Annotated in this window: 19 protein-coding genes; 15 read left to right on the forward strand and 4 right to left on the reverse strand. The window is 69.3% G+C overall.

What is annotated here, in order from left to right:
- Positions 1–9: 9 nt before the first annotated feature.
- The 14 genes from murC (at position 10) to CHB86_RS08920 (ending at position 15,177) form a co-directional block, all read left to right on the forward strand.
- On the forward strand, positions 10–1,407 hold the full coding sequence (murC, locus tag CHB86_RS08855) for a UDP-N-acetylmuramate--L-alanine ligase (protein ID WP_089233083.1): 1,398 nt from the start codon (positions 10–12) through the stop codon (positions 1,405–1,407).
- A gap of 47 nt (positions 1,408–1,454) precedes the next feature.
- A complete protein-coding gene (locus tag CHB86_RS08860) occupies positions 1,455–1,733 on the forward strand; it encodes a DUF2484 family protein (protein ID WP_089232681.1) in 279 nt (92 codons plus the stop codon).
- Positions 1,730–2,023 carry a DUF2484 family protein gene (locus tag CHB86_RS08865; protein ID WP_089232682.1) on the forward strand — a complete coding sequence of 98 codons (294 nt, stop codon included), beginning with the start codon at positions 1,730–1,732 and terminating at the stop codon, positions 2,021–2,023. The genes CHB86_RS08860 and CHB86_RS08865 overlap by 4 nt, the downstream gene beginning before the upstream one ends.
- Positions 2,024–2,120: 97 nt before the next feature.
- Positions 2,121–3,050 carry a UDP-N-acetylmuramate dehydrogenase gene (murB, locus tag CHB86_RS08870; RefSeq protein ID WP_089232683.1) on the forward strand — a complete coding sequence of 310 codons (930 nt, stop codon included), beginning with the start codon at positions 2,121–2,123 and terminating at the stop codon, positions 3,048–3,050.
- A gap of 98 nt (positions 3,051–3,148) precedes the next feature.
- Positions 3,149–4,063 carry a D-alanine--D-alanine ligase gene (locus CHB86_RS08875; RefSeq protein WP_176442820.1) on the forward strand — a complete coding sequence of 305 codons (915 nt, stop codon included), beginning with the start codon at positions 3,149–3,151 and terminating at the stop codon, positions 4,061–4,063.
- The gene (locus tag CHB86_RS08880) at positions 4,051–4,941 is read left to right on the forward strand and encodes a cell division protein FtsQ/DivIB (RefSeq protein WP_245837856.1); all 891 of its coding nucleotides are present in this window, start codon (positions 4,051–4,053) and stop codon (positions 4,939–4,941) included. The genes CHB86_RS08875 and CHB86_RS08880 overlap by 13 nt, the downstream gene beginning before the upstream one ends.
- Entirely contained in the window at positions 4,938–6,272 is a 1,335-nt protein-coding gene (ftsA, locus tag CHB86_RS08885) for a cell division protein FtsA (protein WP_089232684.1), read from the forward strand. Before CHB86_RS08880 ends, ftsA begins: the two co-directional genes overlap by 4 nt.
- Positions 6,273–6,448: 176 nt before the next feature.
- On the forward strand, positions 6,449–7,582 hold the full coding sequence (locus CHB86_RS08890) for a porin (protein ID WP_089232685.1): 1,134 nt from the start codon (positions 6,449–6,451) through the stop codon (positions 7,580–7,582).
- Between the two features lie 463 nt (positions 7,583–8,045).
- The gene (gene ftsZ / locus CHB86_RS08895) at positions 8,046–9,686 is read left to right on the forward strand and encodes a cell division protein FtsZ (RefSeq protein WP_089232686.1); all 1,641 of its coding nucleotides are present in this window, start codon (positions 8,046–8,048) and stop codon (positions 9,684–9,686) included.
- A 238-nt stretch (positions 9,687–9,924) separates the two neighbouring features.
- Positions 9,925–10,845, forward strand: a complete 921-nt coding sequence (gene lpxC / locus CHB86_RS08900) for a UDP-3-O-acyl-N-acetylglucosamine deacetylase (RefSeq protein WP_089232687.1) — start codon at positions 9,925–9,927, stop codon at positions 10,843–10,845.
- Positions 10,846–10,975: 130 nt separating this feature from the next.
- The gene (locus CHB86_RS08905; protein WP_089232688.1) at positions 10,976–11,833 is read left to right on the forward strand and encodes an outer membrane protein assembly factor BamD; all 858 of its coding nucleotides are present in this window, start codon (positions 10,976–10,978) and stop codon (positions 11,831–11,833) included.
- 132 nt (positions 11,834–11,965) lie between these two features.
- A complete protein-coding gene (recN, locus tag CHB86_RS08910; protein WP_089232689.1) occupies positions 11,966–13,615 on the forward strand; it encodes a DNA repair protein RecN in 1,650 nt (549 codons plus the stop codon).
- 58 nt (positions 13,616–13,673) lie between these two features.
- The gene (locus CHB86_RS08915; RefSeq protein ID WP_089232690.1) at positions 13,674–14,393 is read left to right on the forward strand and encodes a sulfotransferase; all 720 of its coding nucleotides are present in this window, start codon (positions 13,674–13,676) and stop codon (positions 14,391–14,393) included.
- A gap of 118 nt (positions 14,394–14,511) precedes the next feature.
- Positions 14,512–15,177: a sulfotransferase family 2 domain-containing protein gene (locus CHB86_RS08920; protein ID WP_089232691.1), complete on the forward strand. Its 666-nt coding sequence runs from the start codon at positions 14,512–14,514 to the stop codon at positions 15,175–15,177.
- Between the two features lie 11 nt (positions 15,178–15,188).
- On the opposite strand, the gene CHB86_RS08925 is transcribed toward CHB86_RS08920, so the two are convergent.
- Entirely contained in the window at positions 15,189–16,565 is a 1,377-nt protein-coding gene (locus CHB86_RS08925) for an FAD-binding oxidoreductase (protein WP_089232692.1), read from the reverse strand.
- Positions 16,566–16,879: 314 nt separating this feature from the next.
- Here CHB86_RS08925 and CHB86_RS08930 point away from each other — a divergent pair, with 314 nt between their 5' ends.
- Positions 16,880–18,568 carry a chloride channel protein gene (locus CHB86_RS08930; protein ID WP_425445416.1) on the forward strand — a complete coding sequence of 563 codons (1,689 nt, stop codon included), beginning with the start codon at positions 16,880–16,882 and terminating at the stop codon, positions 18,566–18,568.
- Between the two features lie 57 nt (positions 18,569–18,625).
- Here CHB86_RS08930 and CHB86_RS08935 read toward each other — a convergent pair whose 3' ends face one another.
- From CHB86_RS08935 to CHB86_RS08945, 3 genes are all read right to left on the reverse strand, one after another.
- Complete coding sequence (locus CHB86_RS08935; RefSeq protein ID WP_089232693.1) at positions 18,626–19,408, reverse strand: hypothetical protein; 783 nt, start codon at positions 19,406–19,408, stop codon at positions 18,626–18,628.
- Between the two features lie 146 nt (positions 19,409–19,554).
- On the reverse strand, positions 19,555–19,902 hold the full coding sequence (locus CHB86_RS08940) for a DUF427 domain-containing protein (RefSeq protein ID WP_089232694.1): 348 nt from the start codon (positions 19,900–19,902) through the stop codon (positions 19,555–19,557).
- Between the two features lie 83 nt (positions 19,903–19,985).
- Positions 19,986–21,800 (reverse strand): aminopeptidase P family protein, encoded by a 1,815-nt coding sequence (locus CHB86_RS08945; RefSeq protein WP_089232695.1) that lies wholly within the window; start codon positions 21,798–21,800, stop codon positions 19,986–19,988.
- Between the last annotated feature and the right edge of the window lie 6 nt (positions 21,801–21,806).

Raw genomic sequence — 21,806 nt, forward strand, 5'->3', positions numbered from 1 at the left:
AGCACGATTATGAACGCGGTCACCAAACTGCCCACCGACGTGGGCCCCATCCATTTCGTCGGCATCGGCGGCATCGGCATGTCGGGCATCGCCGAGGTTCTGCTGACCCACGGCTACACCGTCCAGGGCTCCGACATGAAGGCCTCCAAGATCACCGACCGGCTCGAGCGGCTCGGCGCGCGGATCTTCGTCGGCCAGAAGGAAGAGAACCTCGAGGGCGCCGAGGTCGTGGTGATCTCCTCCGCGATCAAGTCGGGCAACCCGGAACTCGACGGCGCCCGCTCCCGCGGCCTGCCGGTGGTGCGCCGCGCCGAGATGCTGGCCGAGCTGATGCGCCTCAAGTCCAACGTCGCCATCGCCGGCACCCACGGCAAGACCACGACCACCACCATGGTCGCCACGCTGCTCGACGCCGGCGGCATCGACCCGACCGTGATCAACGGCGGCATCATCCACGCCTACGGCTCCAATGCGCGGGCCGGGCAGGGCGAATGGATGGTGGTCGAGGCCGACGAGAGCGACGGCACCTTCAACCGCCTGCCGGCGACCATCGCCATCATCACCAACATCGACCCCGAGCACATGGAGCACTGGGGCACGATCGAGGCGCTGCGCGCGGGCTTCAAGACCTTCGTCGAGAACATCCCCTTCTACGGCGTCGCCGTCTGCTGCACCGACCACCCCGAGGTGCAGGCGCTGGTCGGCAAGATCTCCGACCGCAAGATCATCACCTACGGCTTCAACGCCCAGGCCGACGTGCGCGCGGTGAACCTGACCTACAAGGCCGGTGTCGCCCATTTCGATGTCGAGCTGAAGACCGACGGCACGGTGATCGAGGGCTGCACCCTGCCGATGCCGGGCGACCACAACGTCTCGAACGCGCTCTCGGCCATCGCCGTCGCCCGCCACCTCGGCATGAAGCGCGAGGAGATCCGCGAGGCGCTGGCCAATTTCGGCGGCGTCAACCGGCGCTTCACCAAGGTCGGTGAAGTCAACGGCGTGACCATCATCGACGATTACGGCCACCACCCGGTGGAGATCGCGGCCGTGCTCAAGGCTGCCCGCCAGGCCACCGAGGGCCGGGTGATCGCCGTGCACCAGCCGCACCGCTACTCGCGCCTGCACAACCTGTTCGACGACTTCTGCGCCTGCTTCAACGAGGCCGACGTGGTCGCCATTGCCGAGGTCTTTGCCGCGGGCGAGGCCCCGATCGAGGGCGCCGACCGGGATTCGCTGGTCGCCGGCCTGATCCGCCACGGCCACCGCCACGCCCGCGCCCTGCATGACGAGGACGACCTCGAGCGGCTGGTCCGCGAGCAGACCCAGCCGGGCGACATGGTGGTCTGCCTCGGCGCCGGCACGATCTCGGCCTGGGCCAACAACCTGCCGGAGCGTCTGGCGAAGTGACATCGGAGCCCCGGCCGCGCGCCGGGGCGCAGACAAGGAGAGGCGCGATGAACGCCCTCGTATTGGGATCCGTCTGGGTGGTGGCCGCGACACTGGTCGCGCTGCTGCCGATGCGGTTCCAGTTCCTGCCGGGCTTTGCTCTGCTCCTCACCGCCCCCCTCCTGATCTGGCGCATCGGCGTCGAGTTCGGCTGGCTTCCGGCGCTGCTGGGGCTGGCGGCCTTCGTGTCGATGTTCCGCAAGCCGCTGCGCTACCTCGTGCTCCGCGCCGCGGGCCGGACGCGGGACGAGGCCATGGGCCGCACCAGCGGGGAGGGGGTGCCATGAACCTCTCTCTCGTTCTCGCCTGCCTCTGGGCGCTCACCGCGACCCTGATCGCGATGATCCCCTCGAAGCGCAACCACTGGCCCCAGGCCTATGCGCTTATCGCCATCGGCATTCCCCTGCTGGGCTATGTCACCTACCAGAACGGCCCCTTCACCGGCCTGGTCGTCTTCGTCGCCGGCGCCTCGATCCTGCGCTGGCCGCTGATCTACCTCGGCCGCTGGGTGCGGCGGCAGACGTCGACCCCGCAGCCCGAGGTCGTCGACGGGCCGGAGCAGGGCCCGGACCGCTGACGCGGCGGCGCCCCCCGGGCGGCCCTTTTCAGGGATTGCCCCCGTGCCGCAAAGCTCCGTCTTGCCACGCGCCCGTCGCCCGTTTACCCAGCCTCCCATGACATCCGAGCTCCCCTCCGTGCGTGGCACCCTCACGCCTGACCGTCCCCTGTCCGACCTCACCTGGCTGCGCGTCGGCGGGCCGGCGGACTGGCTGTTCCAGCCCGCGGACCGCGACGATCTCTGCGCCTTCATGGAAGGGCTGGACCCGGCGATCCCGGTCTTCCCGGTCGGGGTCGGCTCCAACCTGATCGTGCGCGACGGCGGCATCCGCGGCGTGGTGATCCGGCTCGGCCGGGGCTTCAACGCCATCGAGTGCGGCGAGGGCACGGTCGCCGCCGGCGCCGCCGCGCTCGACGCCCACGTGGCGCGCAAGGCCGCCGAGGCCGGGCTCGACCTGACCTTCCTGCGCACCATCCCCGGCGCCATCGGCGGGGCGGTGCGGATGAACGCGGGCTGCTACGGTTCCTATGTCGCCGACCACCTGGTCGAGGCCGAGGCGGTGACGCGCATGGGCACCGTGGTCACGCTGACGCCCGAGATGCTGAAATTCGGCTACCGTCAGAGCTCCCTGCCGCGCGGCTGGGTGCTGACCCGCGCCACCTTCCGCGCCGAGCCCGGCGACCCCGCGGCGCTGGCCGAACGGATGGAGGCGCAACTCGCCACCCGCGACGCGACCCAGCCGACCAGGGACCGCTCCGCCGGCTCCACCTTCCGCAATCCGGCCGGGTTCAGCTCCACCGGCAAGGCCGACGACACGCACGATCTGAAGGCCTGGAAGGTGATCGACGACGCCGGAATGCGGGGCGCCCGGCTGGGCGGCGCTCAGATGTCGGAGAAGCACTCGAACTTCCTGATCAACACCGGCGACGCCAGCGCCGCGGACCTCGAAGGTCTGGGCGAGCAAGTGCGGAAAAAGGTTTACCAAAACAGCGGAATACAGCTAGAGTGGGAAATCATGAGGGTCGGTGAACCGACCCCGGAATGAAGCCCGCCGGACAACGGCGGCATTTCAGGCAGTGAAGCCGCGCAACCAGCGGAATTCACAATAAAATATCGGGCAAGGTCCCGAAGAACGAGGCGGGCATGTCGAGCAGGGCATCCCCAAAGGTGGCGGTCCTCCTGGGAGGGCCATCGGCAGAGCGCGAGGTCTCGCTCTCGTCCGGGCGCGAATGCGCCGCCGCGCTGCGGGGCGAAGGATTTGAAGTCATCGAACTGGACGCCGGTCCGGATCTTGCGGCGCGCCTCGCGGAGGTTGCGCCCGACGTCGTGTTCAACGCGCTGCATGGCCGTTGGGGCGAGGATGGCTGCGTCCAGGGCATGCTCGAATGGCTGCGCATTCCCTACACCCATTCCGGCGTTCTGGCCTCGGCGCTCGCCATGGACAAGGAGCGGACCAAGGCCGCCTACCGCGCCGCCGGCCTGCCGGTGGCCGAGAGCCGTCTGGCCAGCGCCGCCGAGGTCCGCGCCCGCCACGTCATGGAGCCGCCCTACGTCGTGAAGCCCTACAACGAGGGCTCCTCGGTCGGTGTCTACCTGGTGCACGAGGCCTCCAACGGCCCGCCGCAGCTGGCCCCGGAGATGCCGGATGTGGTGATGGTCGAAGCCTTCGCGCCGGGCCGCGAACTGACCACCACCGTCATGGGCGACCGCGCGCTGACCGTCACCGACATCCTGACCGACGGCTGGTACGATTACGACGCCAAGTACAAGCCCGGCGGCTCGCGGCACGTGGTGCCCGCCGAGATCCCGTCGGAGATTTTCGACGCCTGTCTCGACTACGCCCTGCGCGCCCACCAGGCGCTCGGTTGCCGCGGCATCTCGCGCACCGACTTCCGCTGGGACGAGAGCCGCGGCCTGGACGGGCTGATCCTTCTGGAGACCAACACCCAGCCCGGCATGACGCCGACCTCGCTCAGCCCCGAGCAGGGGACGGTATCGGGCATTCCCTTCGGCGCCCTCTGCCGCTGGATCGTGGAGGACGCATCGTGCAATCGCTGACCCGTCCGGCCGAGGCGCCCCGGCACGACCCCGCGCCGTCGCGCTGGTCCTATCGGATGAACCGTCTCTGGCTGACGCCGGCCTATCGACGGGTCCTGCGCATCGGCGCGCCGGTCCTGCTGATCGGCGCCGGCGTCGGCTGGTATCTCTCCGACGAGAGCCGCGTGAACGCGATCACCGAAAGCTGGCAGGAAACCCTGCGCGCCATCGAGGAGCGCCCGGAGTTCATGGTCAAGGTGATGTCGGTCGAAGGCGCCTCCGAGGAGTTGGCCGAAGCGGTGCGCGAGGAACTTGCCCTGCGCCTGCCGATCTCCTCCTTCGACCTCGATCTCGACGCGATGCGCCAGCGGCTCGTGGCCTTCAACGCGGTGGCCGATGCCCGGCTGCGCGTGCGTCCCGGCGGCGTGCTGGCCGTCGAGATCGACGAACGCAAGCCCGCGGTGCTCTGGCGCCATTCCCAGGGACTCGGCCTGCTGGATGCCGAGGGCGAGATGGTCGCCGGCGCTTCGTCGCGGGCCGATTGGCCGGACCTGCCGCTGGTGGCGGGCGAGGGGGCCGAGCTGGTGATCCCCGAGGCGCTGTCGCTGATCGCCGCAGCCGCGCCGATCAAGGACAGGATGCGCGGGCTGGTGCGCATCGGCGAACGCCGCTGGGACGTGGTGCTCGACCGCGACCAGCGGATCATGCTGCCGGAAAAGAACCCGGTGACCGCACTCGACCGCCTGCTGGCACTCGATGAAGGGCGCAAGATGCTGGAGCGGGACATCGCCGTTGTCGATTTCCGCAACCCGCGCCGCCCGACGGTCAGAATGAACAGAAACGCAGTCATAGAGCTGCGGCAAACAAGGGACCTGGAACCCGGAGGCTACGTGCAATGACAGATCTGTATCAGTCTCAACGCGCCATGCGGCGGATGCGCAAGCAGGCGATGGACCGCGGGGTGATCGCGATCCTGGACGTGGGATCGTCCAAGATCGCCTGCCTCGTGCTCCGCTTCGACGGCGCCGACAAGTTCCGCGGCACCGAGGGCGTGGGCTCGCTGGCCGGCCAGTCGAGCTTCCGCGTGATCGGCGCGGCGACCACCCGCTCGCGCGGCGTGGCCTTCGGCGAGATCGACGCCATGCAGGAGACCGAACGCGCCATCCGCACCGCGGTGCAGGGGGCGCAGAAGATGGCCGGCGTGCGCGTCGACCACGTGATCGCCTGCTTCGCCGGCGCCCGCCCGCGCAGCTACGGGCTCGACGGCCGCATCGAGCTGGCCGACAGCATCGTTTCCGAGGATGACGTCGCCCGCGCGCTCGCCTCCTGCCACGTGCCCGACTTCGGCAGCGACCGCGAGGTGCTGCACGCCCAGCCGGTGAACTTCGCCATCGACCACCGCACCGGCCTCAGCGATCCGCGCGGCCAGATGGGCAACTCGCTGGCCGTCGACATGCACCTGCTGACGGTCGACACCGGCGCGGTGCAGAACCTGCTCTACTGCATCAAGCGCTGCGACCTGGAACTGGCCGGACTTGCCTCCTCGGCCTATGTCTCGGGCATCTCGGCGCTGGTCGAGGACGAACAGGAACTCGGCTCCGCCTGCATCGATCTCGGCGGCGGCTCCACGGGCCTCTCGATCTTCATCAAGAAGCACATGATCTATGCCGACACCGTGCGGATCGGCGGCGATCACATCAGCCAGGACATCTCCAAGGGCCTCAAGGTGCCGCTCAATACCGCCGAGCGGATCAAGACCTTCTACGGCGGCGTCATGGCCACCGGCATGGACGACCGCGAGATGATCGAGATCGGCGGCGACACCGGCGACTGGGAGCACGACCGCCGCACCGTCAGCCGCGCCGAGCTGATCGGCATCATGCGTCCGCGGGTCGAGGAGATCCTCGAGGAGGTGCGCGTGCGCCTCGACGCCTCGGGCTTCGAGCATCTGCCGGCGCGCCAGATCGTGCTCACCGGCGGCGCCAGCCAGATCCCCGGGCTCGACCTGCTCGCGGGCAAGATCCTCGGCCAGCAGGTCCGTCTCGGGCGTCCGCTCCGGGTGCAGGGCCTGCCGCAGGCCGCGACCGGCCCGGCCTTCTCCTCGGCCGTCGGGCTCTGCCTCTTTGCCGCCCATCCGCAGGACGAATGGTGGGATTTCGACATCCCCGCCGATCGCTACCCGGCCCGTTCGCTCAAGCGCGCCGTGAAATGGTTCCGCGACAACTGGTAGGCCCGCGCCGCCGCCGCAATTCGGCAACAGCCCCGCCCATTCGGCGGGGCTTTTTCATGCCCGCCGCTCGCGGCGGCCGCTTTCGGCTACGCTGTGCCCGGATCCTGACGCCCTGTTCTGGTCGGGTGTGTGCGGCGTCGCGGTCCTGACCCATGTTAGCCGGATCGGATGAAACGATGGTCTCAAGCACTTCCCTCCCGCGCGGGCTCGGCGCGGCCGCGCTCTGCGCCCTGTCTCTTCCCGCCACCGCCAACCCGCTGGCCTATTCGAACGACACCGGCGGCGAGGTGCTCGCCTATGGCCAGCTCAGCCCGGCCTATGTCAGCTTCGACGACGGCGACGAGACCAGCGGCAACCTGACCGACAACTCGCATTCCAATACCCGCGTGGGTCTGTTCATCGACCAGGCGCTCCAGGACGGCAGCGAGCTCAGCTTCAACTTCGAAACCGCGCTCGGAGCGCCCGGCTCCAGCCAGTTCAGCCAGGATGTCGAGCCGGTCTGGGAGTGGGACAAGACAAGGCTTCGGAAGTTCGAGCTCATCTATACCGGGGCCTGGGGCACGGTCTGGGTGGGGCAGGGCAGCATGGCCAGCGACGGCGGCAGCTCCTCCAACCTTTCGGGCACCACCATCGCCAGCAGCCGCGCCGTGCCGGACACGGCTGGCGGCTATTTCTTCCGGCAATCCGACGGCGACCTGTCGGACGTGAAGATCTCCCAGTCTCACGCCAAGTGGGACGGCACCCGCCGGATGCGCCTGCGCTATGACACGCCGCGCGTCTTCGGCTCCGGGGAGGGCAAGGGCGTCAGCTTCCGCGTCGCGCACGGCTATGACGTGCTCAACGAGGGCAACGACAGCGTCTACACCGACATCGGCCTGTTCCAGCAGGACAGCTATGGCGATTTCGACGTCCGGGCCGCCGCCGGCTACGGCTGGACCGAAACCGACGGCGACGTGCAGGAATCCTGGAGCGCCTCGGCCTCGGCGCTCTATGTCCCGGCGGGCATCAGCGGCAGCGTCGCCGGCGGCGAGCTGCCCGCGGGTGGCAGCTTCCTCTATGCCAATCTCGGTTGGCAGGCGGAGCTGGTGAGCCTCGGCAAGACCGCGTTCTCGGTCGACCGCTACTGGGGCGACGACACCGCCTACGACGGGGCGGATGCCGGCAAGTGGGGCATCCAGGTCATGCAATATGTCGAGGACATGAACCTGCAGGTCTACGTGGCCTACGACAGCTACAGCTTCTCCGACGATAGCGCCGTCTCCTACCAGGACGCGAACGCCACCATGGCCGGGGTGTTCTGGAAGTTCTGACCCCGCGGGCGGCCCGATGGCCGCCGCGCACGTCCGCCGCGCACGTCCGCCGCGCGGGAAGTCGCGCACAAGGCGCGGATTTGACTGGCGTTTCCCGGGGCAGTGTGCGACGTTCAATTCGAACGCCGGATACACGGCGCGGGCAGGCCGAGCAGCCGCCTCACACATTACGAATCCGCGTCACGAATCCGTGGCGTCTGTCGCGCGAGAGACACTGTATGTCGTCGCGCGCTTGTGTCGTGCTGGGGGCTGAACACAAAATGAGGTCAACTTGAGCATATAACGGGTTAACGCGAAAAAACTTTCCCAGATTTTGTGGCATTTTTGCAATTTTTAGGTGACGCGCTGTCACTGCCTGAGTATGTTTGGTCAAGGTTTGCGGGACGCCGGGGTGATTTGCTTCGGTTCAAGACAGGCAGAAACCGCCCGGCTTACGGGGCGGCACAAGATAGGCGGAGAAAAAATGGCATTGAATCTGACCATGCCCGAGCAGGAAGAGCTCAAACCGCGCATCACCGTTTTCGGTGTGGGCGGGGCCGGTGGCAACGCGGTCAACAACATGATCGAGAAGAACCTGGAAGGCGTGGATTTCGTCACGGCCAACACCGACGCCCAGGCTCTTCAGCAAAGCAACGCGCCCGCCCGCGTCCAGATGGGCGTCAAGGTGACCGAGGGGCTCGGCGCTGGCGCCCGCCCGGCGGTCGGCGCGGCCGCCGCTGAGGAGACGATCGAGGAGATCGTCGATCACCTGGCCGGCGCGCACATGTGCTTCATCACCGCCGGCATGGGCGGCGGCACCGGCACCGGCGCGGCTCCGATCATCGCGCAGGCCGCGCGTGAACTCGGCGTCCTGACCGTCGGCGTCGTGACCAAGCCCTTCCAGTTCGAGGGCGCCAAGCGGATGCGCCAGGCCGAGGAGGGCGTCGAGGCGCTCCAGAAGGTCGTCGACACGCTGATCATCATCCCGAACCAGAACCTGTTCCGGCTCGCCAACGAAAAGACCACCTTCACCGAGGCCTTCTCGCTCGCCGACGACGTGCTCTACCAGGGCGTCAAGGGCGTGACCGACCTGATGGTCCGTCCGGGCCTGATCAACCTCGACTTCGCCGACGTCCGCTCGGTGATGGACGAGATGGGCAAGGCGATGATGGGTACCGGCGAGGCCGAGGGCGAGGATCGCGCGATCCAGGCCGCCGAGGCCGCGATCGCCAATCCGCTGCTCGACGAGATCTCGCTGCGCGGCGCCAAGGGCGTGCTCATCAACATCACCGGCGGCTACGACCTCACGCTGTTCGAGCTCGACGAGGCCGCCAACCGCATCCGCGAGGAAGTGGATCCGGACGCCAACATCATCGTCGGCTCGACGCTGGACATGCAGATGGAAGGCCGCATGCGCGTCTCCGTCGTCGCCACCGGCATCGACGCTTCCGACGTGGTGCAGGACATCCCGCGCCCGACCCGCAAGCTGCGCGATCCGGTGATGCCGGAAGAGGTCGCCGCGCCCGCTGCGGCGGCGCAGCCGGCCCCGGCACAGCGCCCGGTCGCCGCGGAAGCCCCGCGCCATGTCGAGGAGCCCTCGCTCTTCGCCGCCCCGTCGCGTGACGACGATGCGCTGCTTGACGACATGGACGATGGCGACCTGCCGCCGCCGGCCTACCAGCCCGCCGCAACGGCCGAGCCGCTGCCGCTGGTCGACGCCGCCGACGAGGACATGGCCGAGGAATACGTGGCGCCCCAGCCGCGTCGCCCCGGCACCCCGAGCCCCGAAGCGCTGCAACGCCTGCAGGCCGCCGTGCGCAACTCCGCGCCCGCCGCTGCCGAAAGCGCCGCGCATCGCCAGGTGGCCGCCCGCCAGGCCGCGCCGCAGCCGGCCGCTGCCGCCACCGAGAAGCGCAGCTTCGGCATCGGCAGCCTGATCCACCGCATGTCCGCCGGCAACGGCGAGCCGGCCGAGCGCCCGGCGCCGCAGCCGTCCCGCCAGCAGCCGCCGCAACTGCGCCAGCAGACCACGCGGCCGAGCCAGAGCTACGAGGACGAGGCCGAGCTCGACCCCGAACAGGAGCGGATCGAGATCCCCGCCTTCCTGCGCCGGCAGGCAAACTGACACAGAAAACCAACAATAATATTTCCCTCGTTAACCTCCTGGGGGCCGGCTTGTCCGGCCCCTTTTTCTTTGTTTTGTTGGGGTTTGCGGGGCGTTCTTTCCGGGTGGGCGGAGTCTTGCCTACCGTCCACGTCAACATGTTTCACACGGTTACAATCTTTGAATTGAGCTGACAGCGGCGGCTTCGTATCTCCACGGTGCCGGACAGACTCCGTCCGGTCACGAAAAAGAGGCTACGGTGCAAACCACCCTGAAAACCCCGGTGACGCTTACAGGCGAAGGACTTCACTCAGGACGTCCGGCGCGCATCACGCTTGCGCCCGCTCCGGCCGACAGTGGGATCGTCTTCCGGCGGACCGACGCGGTCGAGGGCGACCCGCGGGTGCCCGCGCGGTGGGATGCGACCGTGCATGCGCCGCTCTGCACCCTCCTGGTCAATGGCGACGGCGTCAGCGTCTCCACCGTGGAGCACGTCATGGCGGCCCTCGCCGGCCTTGGCGTCCACAATGCGCTGATCGACGTGAGCGGCCCCGAAGTGCCGATCCTCGATGGCAGCGCCGCGCCCTTCGTCAAGGCGATCCTGCGCGCGGGCATAGCGCCGCTGGATGCGCCCCTGATGGCGCTGCGGATCCTCAAGCCGGTCGAAGTGCGCGACAGCGAGGCGGTGGCCCGGCTGGAGCCCGCCTCCGAGCTGCGGATCGATTTCGAGATTGATTTCGAGGATGCCGCGATCGGCCACCAGGTCCGCTCGCTCGACATGGCCAACGGCGCCTTCGTCCGGGAACTCTGCGACAGCCGGACCTTCTGCCGCCGCTCCGACGTGGAGTACATGCACGCCCACGGGCTCGCCCTCGGCGGCACCATGGAGAACGCGGTGGTGGTCGACGGCGACGCGGTGCTGAGCCCCGGCGGCCTGCGCCACGCCGACGAACCGGTGCGGCACAAGATGCTGGACGCGCTCGGCGACCTCGCGCTGGCCGGCGGTCCGATCCTCGGTCGCTACATCGGCGTGCGCTCCGGCCACACGCTGACCAACAAGCTTCTCCGGGCGCTTTTCGCGACGCCGGGGGCCGCGGAATGGGTCGAATGCGACGCCGAGGCGCTGCGTCGGCTGCCCGGTGTGGGCGTCAGCCTCGCCGATCTCGCCGCCGTCGCCTGACCACAGTGTGAAGCCAAGTGTCGGAAATCCGGTGCAGACCCGTTTTGCACCGGATTTTTCTGTGCTAGACGATGGCAAATCGCAGCCTCTCCAAGGGGCGCGGGCAGGAAATAGGCAAGGGTCTCTAGGCATGGCTGTGCGTGGCGTGACATTCCGGCTGGTGGGTGCTCTGGCGGCTCTCGCCGTGCTCGGCGCCTGCGGCGACCGCAACAGCGCCGGCTCGAACGCGAGTCGCGGCGTGCCGCTGGAAACCTTCACCGCCGAACAGATCTACAAGCGCGCCGAGTACGACCTGAACAACGGCGATCCCGACGACGCCGCCGAGCTCTTCGGCGAGGTTGAGCGCCTCTATCCCTATTCGGAATGGGCCAAGCGGGCGCTGATCATGCAGGCCTATTCCTACCACACCGACCGCGACTACGAGAATTCGCGCGGCGCGGCGCAGCGCTATATCGATTTCTACCCCGCCGACGAGGACGCGGCCTATGCCCAGTACCTGCTGGCGCTGAGCTATTACGACCAGATCGAGGAGGTCGGCCGCGACCAGGGCCTGACCTTCCAGGCGCTTCAGGCGCTGCGGGACGTGATCGAGATCTATCCCGAGAGCGAATACGCGCGCTCCGCCATCCTCAAGTTCGACCTCGCCTTCGACCACCTGGCGGCGAAGGAGATGGAGATCGGCCGGTACTACCTGAAGGGGCAGCACTACGCCGCCGCGATCAACCGTTTCCGCGTCGTGGTGGAGGATTTCCAGACCACCTCGCACACCGCCGAGGCGCTGCACCGGCTGGTGGAGGCCTATCTCTCGCTGGGGCTGGTCGACGAGGCGCAGACCGCCGGCGCGATCCTGGCCTACAACTTCCGTTCGACCGTCTGGTACCAGGATACCTATCAGCTTCTGGTGCAGAACGGGCTGACCGCGCAGGCCAAGGGCGACAACTGGCTCAACCAGGTCTATCGCCAGATGGTGCGCGGCGACTGGCTGTAAGCGGGGAACGCGCCATGCGGCGCGTGCCTGCGGCGCGGGTATTTTCGCCAAGAAGAAGAGGTGGGGCGGGGCGCACTGGCGTTCCGGCCGCGGGCCGCGCTAGAAGGGCGACGGCGACAATGGGGTGAGCGGATGCTGCGTGGGCTCGAGATCCGTGACATGCTGATCATCGACCGGCTGGACCTGGAGTTCCAGCCGGGTCTCAACGTGCTGACCGGCGAGACCGGGGCGGGCAAGTCGATCCTGCTCGACACGCTCGGCTTCGTTCTCGGCTGGCGCGGGCGGGCCGACCTCGTGCGCAGTGGTGCGGCCCAGGGCGAGGTGACCGCCTGGTTCGACCTTCCGGAGGGCCATCCGGCGCGGGCGGTGCTCGAGGAGGCGGGGCTCGATGCCGGCGACGAGCTGATCCTGCGGCGGGTCAATGCCGGCGACGGCCGCAAGACCGCCTGGGTCAACGACCGGCGCACCTCGGGCGAGGTGCTGCGTCAGCTCTCCGCGACGCTGGTGGAGCTGCACGGCCAGCATGACGACCGCGGGCTGCTCAATCCCCGCGGCCACAGGGACCTGCTCGACGAATTCGCCGGCACCGCCGCCCTGATCTCCGACGTCCGCCGGGCCTGGGAGGCGCGGCGCAGCGCGGCGCAGGCGCTGGAGGCCGCCGAGGCGCGGCTGGCCGGGTTGCGGGCGGAGGAGGAGTTCCTGCGCCACGCGGTGGGCGAGCTGGAGAAGCTCGCGCCCGAGCCCGGCGAAGAGGAGGCGCTCGACGCCCGCCGCCGGCTGATGCAGGCTGCCGAGCGGGTGCGCGAGGATATTGCCCGCGCCCATGGCGCGGTGTCGTCGGAGGGCGCGGAGGGGCTGGTGTCCGACGCGATCCGCTGGCTCGACGGAGCGGCGGAGCATGTGGAGGGCCGGCTCGACGCGGCTGCCACCGCGCTCGGGCAGGCGCTGGAGGCGCTGGCCGAGGCCGAGCAGCAGATCACCGATTGCCTCGAGGGGCTGGCCTTCGATCCGGGCGAGCTCGACCGGCTGACCGACCGGCTCTTCGCGATCCGCGAGATGGCGCGCAAGTACCAGGTGCTGCCCGACGATCTGGCCGCCAAGGCCGCCGAACTGCGCGGCAGTCTCGAGGCGCTCGACGCCTGGGCAGGGGACATCGCCGGCCTGCGCGCCACGCTGGCGGGGGCCGAGGCCGCGCATCTCGCGGCCTGCGAGGCCCTGAACGAGGCGCGCCGCGCCGCCGCCGCCCGGCTCGACGCCGCCATGTCGGCCGAACTGTCGCCGCTCAAGATGGAGCGCGCGGTTTTCACCACCGAAATCGCCGCCACGGAGCCCGGCGCCGAGGGGCAGGACGCGGTGCAGTTCACCGTGGCCACCAACCCCGGCGCCCCGTCCGGGCCGCTGAACCGCATCGCCTCGGGCGGGGAGCTGTCGCGCTTCCTGCTGGCCCTAAAGGTCTGCCTGATGGGCGAGGCGCATGGCATGACGATGATCTTCGACGAGATCGACCGCGGCGTCGGCGGCGCCACCGCCGACGCGGTCGGGCGCAGGCTCGCGACCCTGGCGCGGAGCGCCCAGGTGCTCGTCGTCACCCATTCCCCGCAGGTCGCGGCCCTCGGGGGGCATCACTGGCGGGTCGAGAAACAGATGAGCGACGGGGCGACCCTGTCGTCGGTCGTGCCGCTCGACGCCGACGAAAGAGTGGACGAACTGGCCCGGATGCTGGCCGGCGACCGGGTCACGGAGGAGGCCCGCGCCGCGGCGCGCGCGCTTCTGAGCCATTGACCTGCACGTCGGGGCGTGGGAGCCAATATGTCCGGGGCGGTGGTATGAGGAGAGTGTTATGTTGGAGACGGTAAACCCAGACAGCTATCCCAGGCTGTACGGCCCGAGCGAGGGCTATCTCTTCGTCATCACCTATGGCCGCTCCGGCTCGACGCTGCTTCAGAATCTCCTCAACAGCATCGACGGCTACTGCATCCGCGGTGAGAACAACGGCACGCTCCAGCACCTCGCCCTGGCCTGGAACGCCATGGCGAACAAGAGCCCCATGGCCAACGTGCGCCGCGCCGGGCGGACGACGGAGCAGAGCGATCCCTGGTACGGCACCGAGCTGACGGACGGGGATCGGTTCGGAGCCGCGATGGGCAATGCCTTCGTCGACGAGGTGCTGAAGCTGCCCGAGGGCACCCGCGTCGGCGGCTTCAAGGAAATCCGCTACCTGATGCCGCGATGGGAGTTCATGATCCACATGAACTACCTGCTGCGGTTCTTCCCGAACCCCCGTTTCGTGTTCAACACCCGCGATCACGCGTCGGTCGCGCGGTCGGGCTGGTGGGCCGAGTGCAACACCGAGAACGTGCTCAACCAGCTCAGCACCGCCGAAGCGACCTGGGACGTCTTCATCGAGGCGCATCCCGAGCGCTGCCTCAAGCTGCATTACGATGAATACACCGCCGACCCGGGCTGCTTCGACGCGCTGTTCGACTTCCTCGGCGAGCCCCGCGATCCGGAACTGGTCGAACGCGTCCTCGACACCCGCCTGACGCACCTCAAGAAGTAGGCCCGCCGCCACGGGCGCCGGCAGCTTGCAGGACGCCGCGCCGCGTCGGCGCGCCCTTGCGTCGCTTGCCGTCTCCTGAGCGCCGTGCTAGCCCACCTTGGAAAATCCAGAGGCAAGTATGCAGATCGCTGTCCGCAACCGTTTCGTTTTCGTTGCCAACTCCAAGGCTGCCTCCACGTCGCTCGAAAAGGCCCTGTCTCCCCATGCGGAGATCCAGCGCAGCGGTCGCCCGAGCCGCAAGCACATCCACATGAGCAAGCTGCTGGAGGTCTACGATTTCCTCTTCGAGCAGCCCGGGTACGGCCCCGAGACCTTCTTCAAGTTCGCGGTCATGCGCGAGCCGATGGAATGGATCGCCTCCTGGTACCGGTACCGCTCCGGCAACGATGTCGGCTCGGCCATCGATGGCAAGATGACCTTTGCCGATTTCTGGGAGCGCAACGACTGGAACATCACCCGGAAGGACGGCACGCGAAACCTGCAGAGCCACTTCATGTGCGATGACGCGGGCAAACCGCTGGTGGATTTCATCATCCGGTACGACCGCCTCGCCACGGAATTCCCCGAGATCTGCAAGGGGCTTCGCCTCAAGGTGGAGCTGCCCGAGTTGAACGTGAGCCGGATTGGCCGCGGCGACAGCGTGATCCCCGAAGAGCTGCGCACGGAGGTCTCGGACCATTTCGCCGAGGATTACGCGCTCTACGACCGGATCGACGAGATCAACCGGCGCGGCCGCGAGGTGCTCGCCGAAACCCGGGTCCATGCGCGGCGCAGGCGCGCCTGACGGCCCGGATCTCAGGCCTCCGGTGGCACCAGCTTGCCCGGGTTGAGGATGTCGCCCGGATCGAGCGCCCGCTTCATCGCGCCCATCACCTGCCAGGCCGCGCCATGCTCGGCCTCCATGTAGCCGAGCTTGCCCAGCCCAACGCCATGTTCGCCCGTCACGGTGCCGCCGAGCCGCAGGGCGCGCTCCACCATCCGGTGCGACAGCGCCTTGGCCACCTCCAGCTCCTCGGCCGCGCCATCCTCAATCAGCAGCACGGCGTGGAAATTGCCGTCCCCGACATGGCCCAGGATCGGTCCGGGTATGCCGCTGTCCTCGATGTCGGCGCGGGTCTCCTCCACCGCCTCGGCGAGCCGCGAGATCGGCACGCAGAGGTCGGTCACCACCGCCCGCGCGCCCTTCCGGCTGGCCAGGATCGCGTAATAGGCATTGTGCCGCATGGTCCAGAGCGCGCTGCGATCCTCCGCCCGCGCCGACCAGCGAAACCCCTCGCCGCCCATGTCCGTGACCAGTTCGCCGAACCGCTCGGCATCTTCCGCCACGCCCTGCGGCGAGCCGTGGAATTCGACCAGCAGGTGCGGCTTCAACGGGAACTCCATCCCGGCATAGGCATTCACCGCCGCCGCCGTCGCCGCGTCGACGAACTCGATCCGCGCCACCGGAATGCCCGACTGCACCGTCGCGATCACCGTGTCCACCGCGTCGCCGATCCGGTCGAAGGCGCAGACCGCGGCCGAGATCGCCTCGGGTTGCCCGTGGAGCCTGAGCGTCAGCTCGGTGATCAGCCCCAGCGTCCCCTCCGAGCCCACGAAGAGCCGCGTCAGGTCGTAGCCCGCCGCCGACTTGCGGGCCCGCGTGCCGGTCCGGATCACCCGCCCGTCGGCCAGCACCACCTGCAGGCCCAGCACGTTGTCGGCCATCGAGCCGTACCGCACCGTGGTCGTCCCGCTCGCCCGCGTCGCCGCCATGCCGCCGAGCGCGGCGTTGGCCCCGGGATCGACCGGAAAGAACAGCCCCGTCGCCCGCAGCTCCCGGTTCAGCGCCTCGCGGGTCATGCCCGGCTGCACCACGGCGTCCATGTCGGCCTGGTGCACCTCGAGCAACCGGGCCATCCGGCTGAAATCCACGCAAACCCCGCCGCGCACCGCCAGCGAATGCCCCTCCAGCGAGGTGCCGGTGCCCCAGGCCACCACCGGGCAGCCCTGCGCGTTGCAGATCGCCGCCAGCCGCGAGACCTCTTCGGTGCTTTCGGGATAGACCACCGCATCCGGCGGGGTGAGGGGAAAATAGCTCTCCGAGCGGCCGTGCAGCTCCAGGTCGGACCCGGACCGCACCAGTCGGTCCCCGAACACACCGGCCAGCTCGGTGATGGCTGCTGCGATGGTCATCGGCCCCTCCCGGTCTGCGCCCGCAAACCTAGGCCAGCCCCCGATCCGCGAAAACCCCCGTTCCGCCCGGCCCCGGGCCTTGGGCGGGTCCATGCCGTCGCACCCCGGGAACTCGCGCCCGGTCCCGCTTCTTCTTGGTCCAAATACCCGTTTCCCGTCCGCGCCGCGGGGCGCAATGGCCGGGCTAGGGCGCCGCGATCCGAGTTCAGGCTTGGAGCGGCCCCCGCGATCCCCTAGGAACAGAGGAGGCCCGGCTGTCCCGCCGCCGGCGCCGGCCCCGACCCGAGCCACGTCCAGCCACGGAACAAGGCGCCTTGAGCGAACGCACACTCGACCTGATCCGGCGGCAGATCCAGGAAAGCCGCGACGGCCTCGAGCAGGGCTGGCAGCTGCTGCTCCGCCAGGGGCCGAGCCAGATCCAGTTCTGGTTCATCGCGCTCGCTGTCGGCATCGTCGCCGGTGCCGCCGCCGTGGCCTTCCGCGAGGGCATCACCTGGCTCCAGGGCCTGCTCTACGCCGCCCCCGATGTCCGCCACATCCATTCCCACGCCCGCACGCTGCCCTGGTGGTGGCTGATGGCGCTGCCGGTGCTCGGCGGCCTCACCGTCGGGCTGATCCTCAACCGCTTCACCCCCGATGGCCGCGTGCGCTCGGTGGCCGACGTGATCGAGGACGCGGCCCTGCACAAGGGCAGGGTAGAGATGCGGGCCGGCCTCGCCTCGGCGGCGGCCTCGCTCATCACCCTCTCCTCGGGCGGCTCCTCCGGGCGCGAGGGGCCCGTCGTCCACCTCGCCGGCGTGGTCTCGACCTGGGTCTGCGAACGCCTCCGGGCCGACGCGATCACCGGGCGCGACCTGCTGGGCTGCGCCGTCGCCGCCGCGGTCTCGGCCTCGTTCAACGCCCCCATCGCCGGCGCACTCTTCGCCCTCGAGGTGGTGCTGCGCCACTTCGCGGTCCATGCCTTCGCCCCGATCGCGATTGCCTCGGTCGCGGGCACCGTGGTCAGCCGCATGGTCTTCGGCGACGTTACCGAGTTCACCCTGAACCCCTCGACCTCGCTCACCTTCTACGTCGAACTGCCGGCCTTCCTGCTGCTCGGGCTGCTCTGCGGGGTCGTGGCGGTGGTGCTGATGCGGGCGATCTTCTTCGCCGACGAATTCGCGAGCCACCTGCAGGCCCGCCGCGGCATCCCGGCCGTGCTGCGCCCGGCGCTCGCCGGGGTCCTGCTCGGAGCGCTCGCCATCGCCTTCCCGCATATCATCGGCGTCGGCTACGAGACGACGAGCGCGGCGCTGCGCAGCGAGCTGCTGTTCCACGAAGCCCTCGTGCTGGCGATCCTCAAGGTCGTCGCCGTGGCGATCACCATGGCCGGGCGCATGGGCGGCGGCGTGTTCTCGCCCTCGCTCATGGTCGGCGCGCTGACCGGGCTCGCCTTCGGCTATGTCGCCACCTCGCTGGTCCCGCAATATTCCGGCTCGGGCGAGCTCTACGCGCTGGCCGGCATGGGGGCGGTCGCCGCCGCGGTGCTCGGCGCGCCGATCTCGACCACGCTCATCGTCTTCGAACTGACCGGCGACTGGCAGACCGGCCTCGCCGTGATGGTCGCCGTCTCGCTCTCGACCGCGCTGGCCAGCCGGCTGGTCGACCGCTCCTTCTTCCTCACCCAACTCGAGCATCGCGACGTGCACCTCGCCGCCGGTCCGCAGGCCTACCTGCTCTCGATCTACTCTGCCGCGGTGATCATGCGCTCAAAGGACAGCCCCCGCGCCGCTCCCGAAGCCGCCTGCCGCGAGCTGATCGAGAAGGGCATCTCGATCACCCCCGACACCACGCTGGAAGTGGCCCTGCCGATGTTCGACGACACCGGCCAGCCCTTCCTGCCGGTCGTCGCCGCGGCAAAGACCAAGGGCGCGCCGGAACTGCTCGGCGCGCTCTTCCAGGTCGATGCGCTCAAGGCCTACAACCGCGCGCTGGCCGAAACCGCGGCCGAGGAGCATTCCTGACCCCGCCCGCCGCGGCACCGCACAAGGCCCCGGAGCGCTCTCTGAAGTCGCAAGGCGTTACTCCCCGGGCGCGAACACTTGCCGCTCGTAGACCGGCCGGCTGATGATCGCCACCAGGCGCTCGCTGCCGTCGAACATGTCGGCCAGTTCCGGCACGTCGATGCTGATCTCGACCGTGCCGTCGAGCGTCTTGCCGAGACCCTCGCTCATCGCCACGTCATCGAGTTGGCGGTAGTGGAAGATCCGGTGGAACGTGGGCGTGGTCGCCGAAAAGGCCGTGCTCTTGCCCTCCGACCAGACCGGCATGCCCGCGACATGGGAATAGCGCACGGATATCTGGCCGCCGCCTTCGGGGGCGATCACCCAGTCCTCCGACCGCACGCGGCTTTCGCCCTCCGACCCGTCAAGGCCGCTCTTGCGTCCGATCGTGGCCGCCACCGAGATGCCGAACGGGTCGTGTGTAGCATCGGTCGCATAGATCCGCGTCGCGAAGAGCTGAGGCTTGCCGCCCTCGGCCATGGCAAAGCTGGCCAACACGGCTTCGCGGGCCGCGAAGGGCTCGGCCGGCGTGCCGTCCGCCTCGAGCCGGAGATGCCGGTCGATCAGCACCAGCAGCACGTTGGTCCCCGCCATCGGCCCGCGCGGCAACGTGACCAGCCCGTAGCCGTCCGGCAGCCATTCCTCGACCGCCGCCTCGGGGGCTGCAAAGCCCAGCACCACGCGGCTGTCGACATTGGTTCCCACAAGCGTTTCCTCGGCCGCGACGGGGCCGCCCGCCGTGGTCAGCGCAAGCCCCACGGCCAGCGCTGCGCCTGTCATCCGAAACAGGGTGTTTTTCATGGCGTGTCCTCCTCCCTCGACAGCGCCCGGCCATCAGGGCGGAGCGCCCGTGTCGGAAGGATAGCACCCGGAGCGTTGCCGCTCCTTGAGATGGGTCAGGCCGCGCCTCGCCCCTCCCCAAGGGCAGGCCACGGCCGGGCAGCGCCTCAGATGCGCTCGACGGCGATCTCGTCGCTGCTGGTGTAGAAGGCGATGTGATCCTTGATCCGGTCCATCCCTTCCACCGGGGCCTCGTAGGACCAGGCGGCATTTTCCAGCGTCCGGCTCTTGGTCTCGATGGAGAAGTAGCGCGCCGCGCCCATGCGGGGCGAGCGGGTCAGCTCCTCGGTCGGCTCGAGAAAGGCCATCGCGATGTCGGTGCGCGGGAAGTAGATGACGGGGGCGCTGTCGCCCTCGACGAGCTCGAGCGCGTTCATGCTCTCTGCCAGCACGGCGCCGCCGGCGCGGACGGTCCACGTGCCGTCCGCCTTGCGGATCTTGATATGGTCAACCATTGCGGTCCCTCTGAGTGGTGCGCCAACTCCTAATGGGCGGCGGATGTGAAACTTGCATGAAAAATGATTGTTAGCGCCTAAAGCTACAAGGGCGCGGTTGTCGCGTCCAGCCACTGTGCCGCGTCATTATCGAGCAGGGGCCGGATACGCCGCAACGTCTCGGCGTGATAGGCGTCGAGCCAGCCGCGCTCCACCTCGCCGAGCAACGCCACATCGATCAGCCGCCGGTCGATCGGCACCCAGGTCAGCGTCTCGAAGGCCAGCATCTCGCGCCCGGCGTCGCCGCCGGGCAGGGCGGGGGCCTCGGTGATGTGGACCAGGTTCTCGATCCGGATGCCGAACGCCCCCTCGCGGTAGTAGCCGGGCTCGTTCGACAGGACCATGCCGGGCTCCAGCACCACGTCTGTCTGCCGCGAGATCCGCTGCGGCCCCTCGTGCACCGACAGGTAGGCGCCGACGCCGTGCCCGGTGCCGTGGTCGTAATCCTGCCCGGCCCGCCACAGCGGTGCCCGCGCCAGCGCATCGAGGTCCCGCCCGGTCAGCCCCACCGGCCAGCGCTGCGCCGAGACCGCGATCATCCCCTGCAGGACCCGCGTGAAACAGGCCTTCTGTTCGGCGGTCACGGGGCCTGTGGCGATGGTGCGGGTGATGTCTGTGGTGCCGTCGGCATATTGCCCGCCCGAATCCACCAGCAGGATCTCCCCCGGCGTGACCGGCCGGTTGCTCGCGTCGCTCACCCGGTAATGCACGATTGCCCCGTTCGGCCCGCTGCCGGCGATGGTCTCGAAGCTGATGTCGCGCAGCATCGGATCGCGCCGGCGCTCCTGCTCCAGTCGCTTCACCACGTCGATCTCGGTCAGCCTGCCCGTCGGCGCCTCGGCGTCGAGCCAGCACAGGAACCGGCACATCGCCGCCCCGTCGCGCAGATGCGCCGCCCGCATCCCCGCGATCTCGGCCGGGTTCTTGCGCGCCTTCGGCAGCACGCAGGGATCGCTCCCCAGCACCACCTCGGTCTCGCCGAGCTGCGCCTTGAGCCAGACCGAGGCGCTGCTCCGGTCGAGCCGCACCGGTCCCTCCAGAGCCGCCAGCGCCTCCGGCAGCGCCGCCTCTGGGCGGCACTCGACCGCCTCGCCCAGGTGCGCCCGCACCTCGTCCGTGAGCTTGGCAGGATCGCAGAACAGCGCCACCCGCCCGTCGTCATGCAGGATCGCCACCGCATGGGGCACCGGGTTGCGGACGATGTCGCTGCCCCGGATGTTCAGCAGCCAGGCCACCGAATCCGGCAGCGAGATCACCGCCGCCCGCTCGCCCTTGCGCTCCAGCTGCTCCGCCAGCCGCGCCCGCTTCGCGTCATGCGCCTCGCCGGCCTGCTCCAGCGGATGCACCGAGATCGGCCCCACCGGCGGGGCCGGCTGGTCCTCCCAGATCGCGTCGACCGGGTTCTCCACCGCCACCAGCTCGATGCCCTGCGGCGCTCCCTTGCGGGCCAGCGCCTCGACCGCCTCGACCGTGTGCAGCCGCGGATCGAAGCCGATCCGCCCGCCCTCCGGCATCTGCTCGACCAGCCAGTCGCCGAGCTGAACCTTCGGCCAGCCGACCGGCGTGAAATGCTCCAGGTCGACCTGCGCGCGCACCTGCACCGTGTAGCGCCCGTCGATGAATACGCCGGCGACCGAAGGCAGCACGGCGCAGAAGCCCGCCGAGCCGGTGAAACCGGTCAGCCAGGCCAGCCGCTCGTCATGCGGCGCCACGTATTCGCCCTGAAAGGCATCCGCCCGCGGCACCAGGAACCCGTCGAGCCCGATCTCCGCCAGCTTCGCCCGCAACGCCGCCAGCCGCGCCGGCCCGTCCTCCGGACGCGTCGTCACCGCGAATTCCTGAAACCCCGGCTGATCCATTCCGGC

Origin of the sequence: Tropicimonas sediminicola (assembly GCF_900188335.1) — a bacterium.
Taxonomy (GTDB): domain Bacteria; phylum Pseudomonadota; class Alphaproteobacteria; order Rhodobacterales; family Rhodobacteraceae; genus Tropicimonas; species Tropicimonas sediminicola.

What these genes read in the sequence shown, in the direction of transcription:
- murC (WP_089233083.1), top strand. Translation starts at nt 10, where the DNA reads ATGAACGCGGTCACCAAACTGCCCACCGACGTGGGCCCCATCCATTTC.
- CHB86_RS08860 (WP_089232681.1), top strand. Translation starts at nt 1,455, where the DNA reads ATGAACGCCCTCGTATTGGGATCCGTCTGGGTGGTGGCCGCGACACTG.
- CHB86_RS08865 (WP_089232682.1), top strand. Translation starts at nt 1,730, where the DNA reads ATGAACCTCTCTCTCGTTCTCGCCTGCCTCTGGGCGCTCACCGCGACC.
- murB (WP_089232683.1), top strand. Translation starts at nt 2,121, where the DNA reads ATGACATCCGAGCTCCCCTCCGTGCGTGGCACCCTCACGCCTGACCGT.
- CHB86_RS08875 (WP_176442820.1), top strand. Translation starts at nt 3,149, where the DNA reads ATGTCGAGCAGGGCATCCCCAAAGGTGGCGGTCCTCCTGGGAGGGCCA.
- ftsA (WP_089232684.1), top strand. Translation starts at nt 4,938, where the DNA reads ATGACAGATCTGTATCAGTCTCAACGCGCCATGCGGCGGATGCGCAAG.
- CHB86_RS08890 (WP_089232685.1), top strand. Translation starts at nt 6,449, where the DNA reads ATGGTCTCAAGCACTTCCCTCCCGCGCGGGCTCGGCGCGGCCGCGCTC.
- ftsZ (WP_089232686.1), top strand. Translation starts at nt 8,046, where the DNA reads ATGGCATTGAATCTGACCATGCCCGAGCAGGAAGAGCTCAAACCGCGC.
- CHB86_RS08905 (WP_089232688.1), top strand. Translation starts at nt 10,976, where the DNA reads ATGGCTGTGCGTGGCGTGACATTCCGGCTGGTGGGTGCTCTGGCGGCT.
- recN (WP_089232689.1), top strand. Translation starts at nt 11,966, where the DNA reads ATGCTGCGTGGGCTCGAGATCCGTGACATGCTGATCATCGACCGGCTG.
- CHB86_RS08915 (WP_089232690.1), top strand. Translation starts at nt 13,674, where the DNA reads ATGTTGGAGACGGTAAACCCAGACAGCTATCCCAGGCTGTACGGCCCG.
- CHB86_RS08920 (WP_089232691.1), top strand. Translation starts at nt 14,512, where the DNA reads ATGCAGATCGCTGTCCGCAACCGTTTCGTTTTCGTTGCCAACTCCAAG.
- CHB86_RS08925 (WP_089232692.1), bottom strand. Translation starts at nt 16,565, where the DNA reads ATGACCATCGCAGCAGCCATCACCGAGCTGGCCGGTGTGTTCGGGGAC.
- CHB86_RS08935 (WP_089232693.1), bottom strand. Translation starts at nt 19,408, where the DNA reads ATGAAAAACACCCTGTTTCGGATGACAGGCGCAGCGCTGGCCGTGGGG.
- CHB86_RS08940 (WP_089232694.1), bottom strand. Translation starts at nt 19,902, where the DNA reads ATGGTTGACCATATCAAGATCCGCAAGGCGGACGGCACGTGGACCGTC.
- CHB86_RS08945 (WP_089232695.1), bottom strand. Translation starts at nt 21,800, where the DNA reads ATGGATCAGCCGGGGTTTCAGGAATTCGCGGTGACGACGCGTCCGGAG.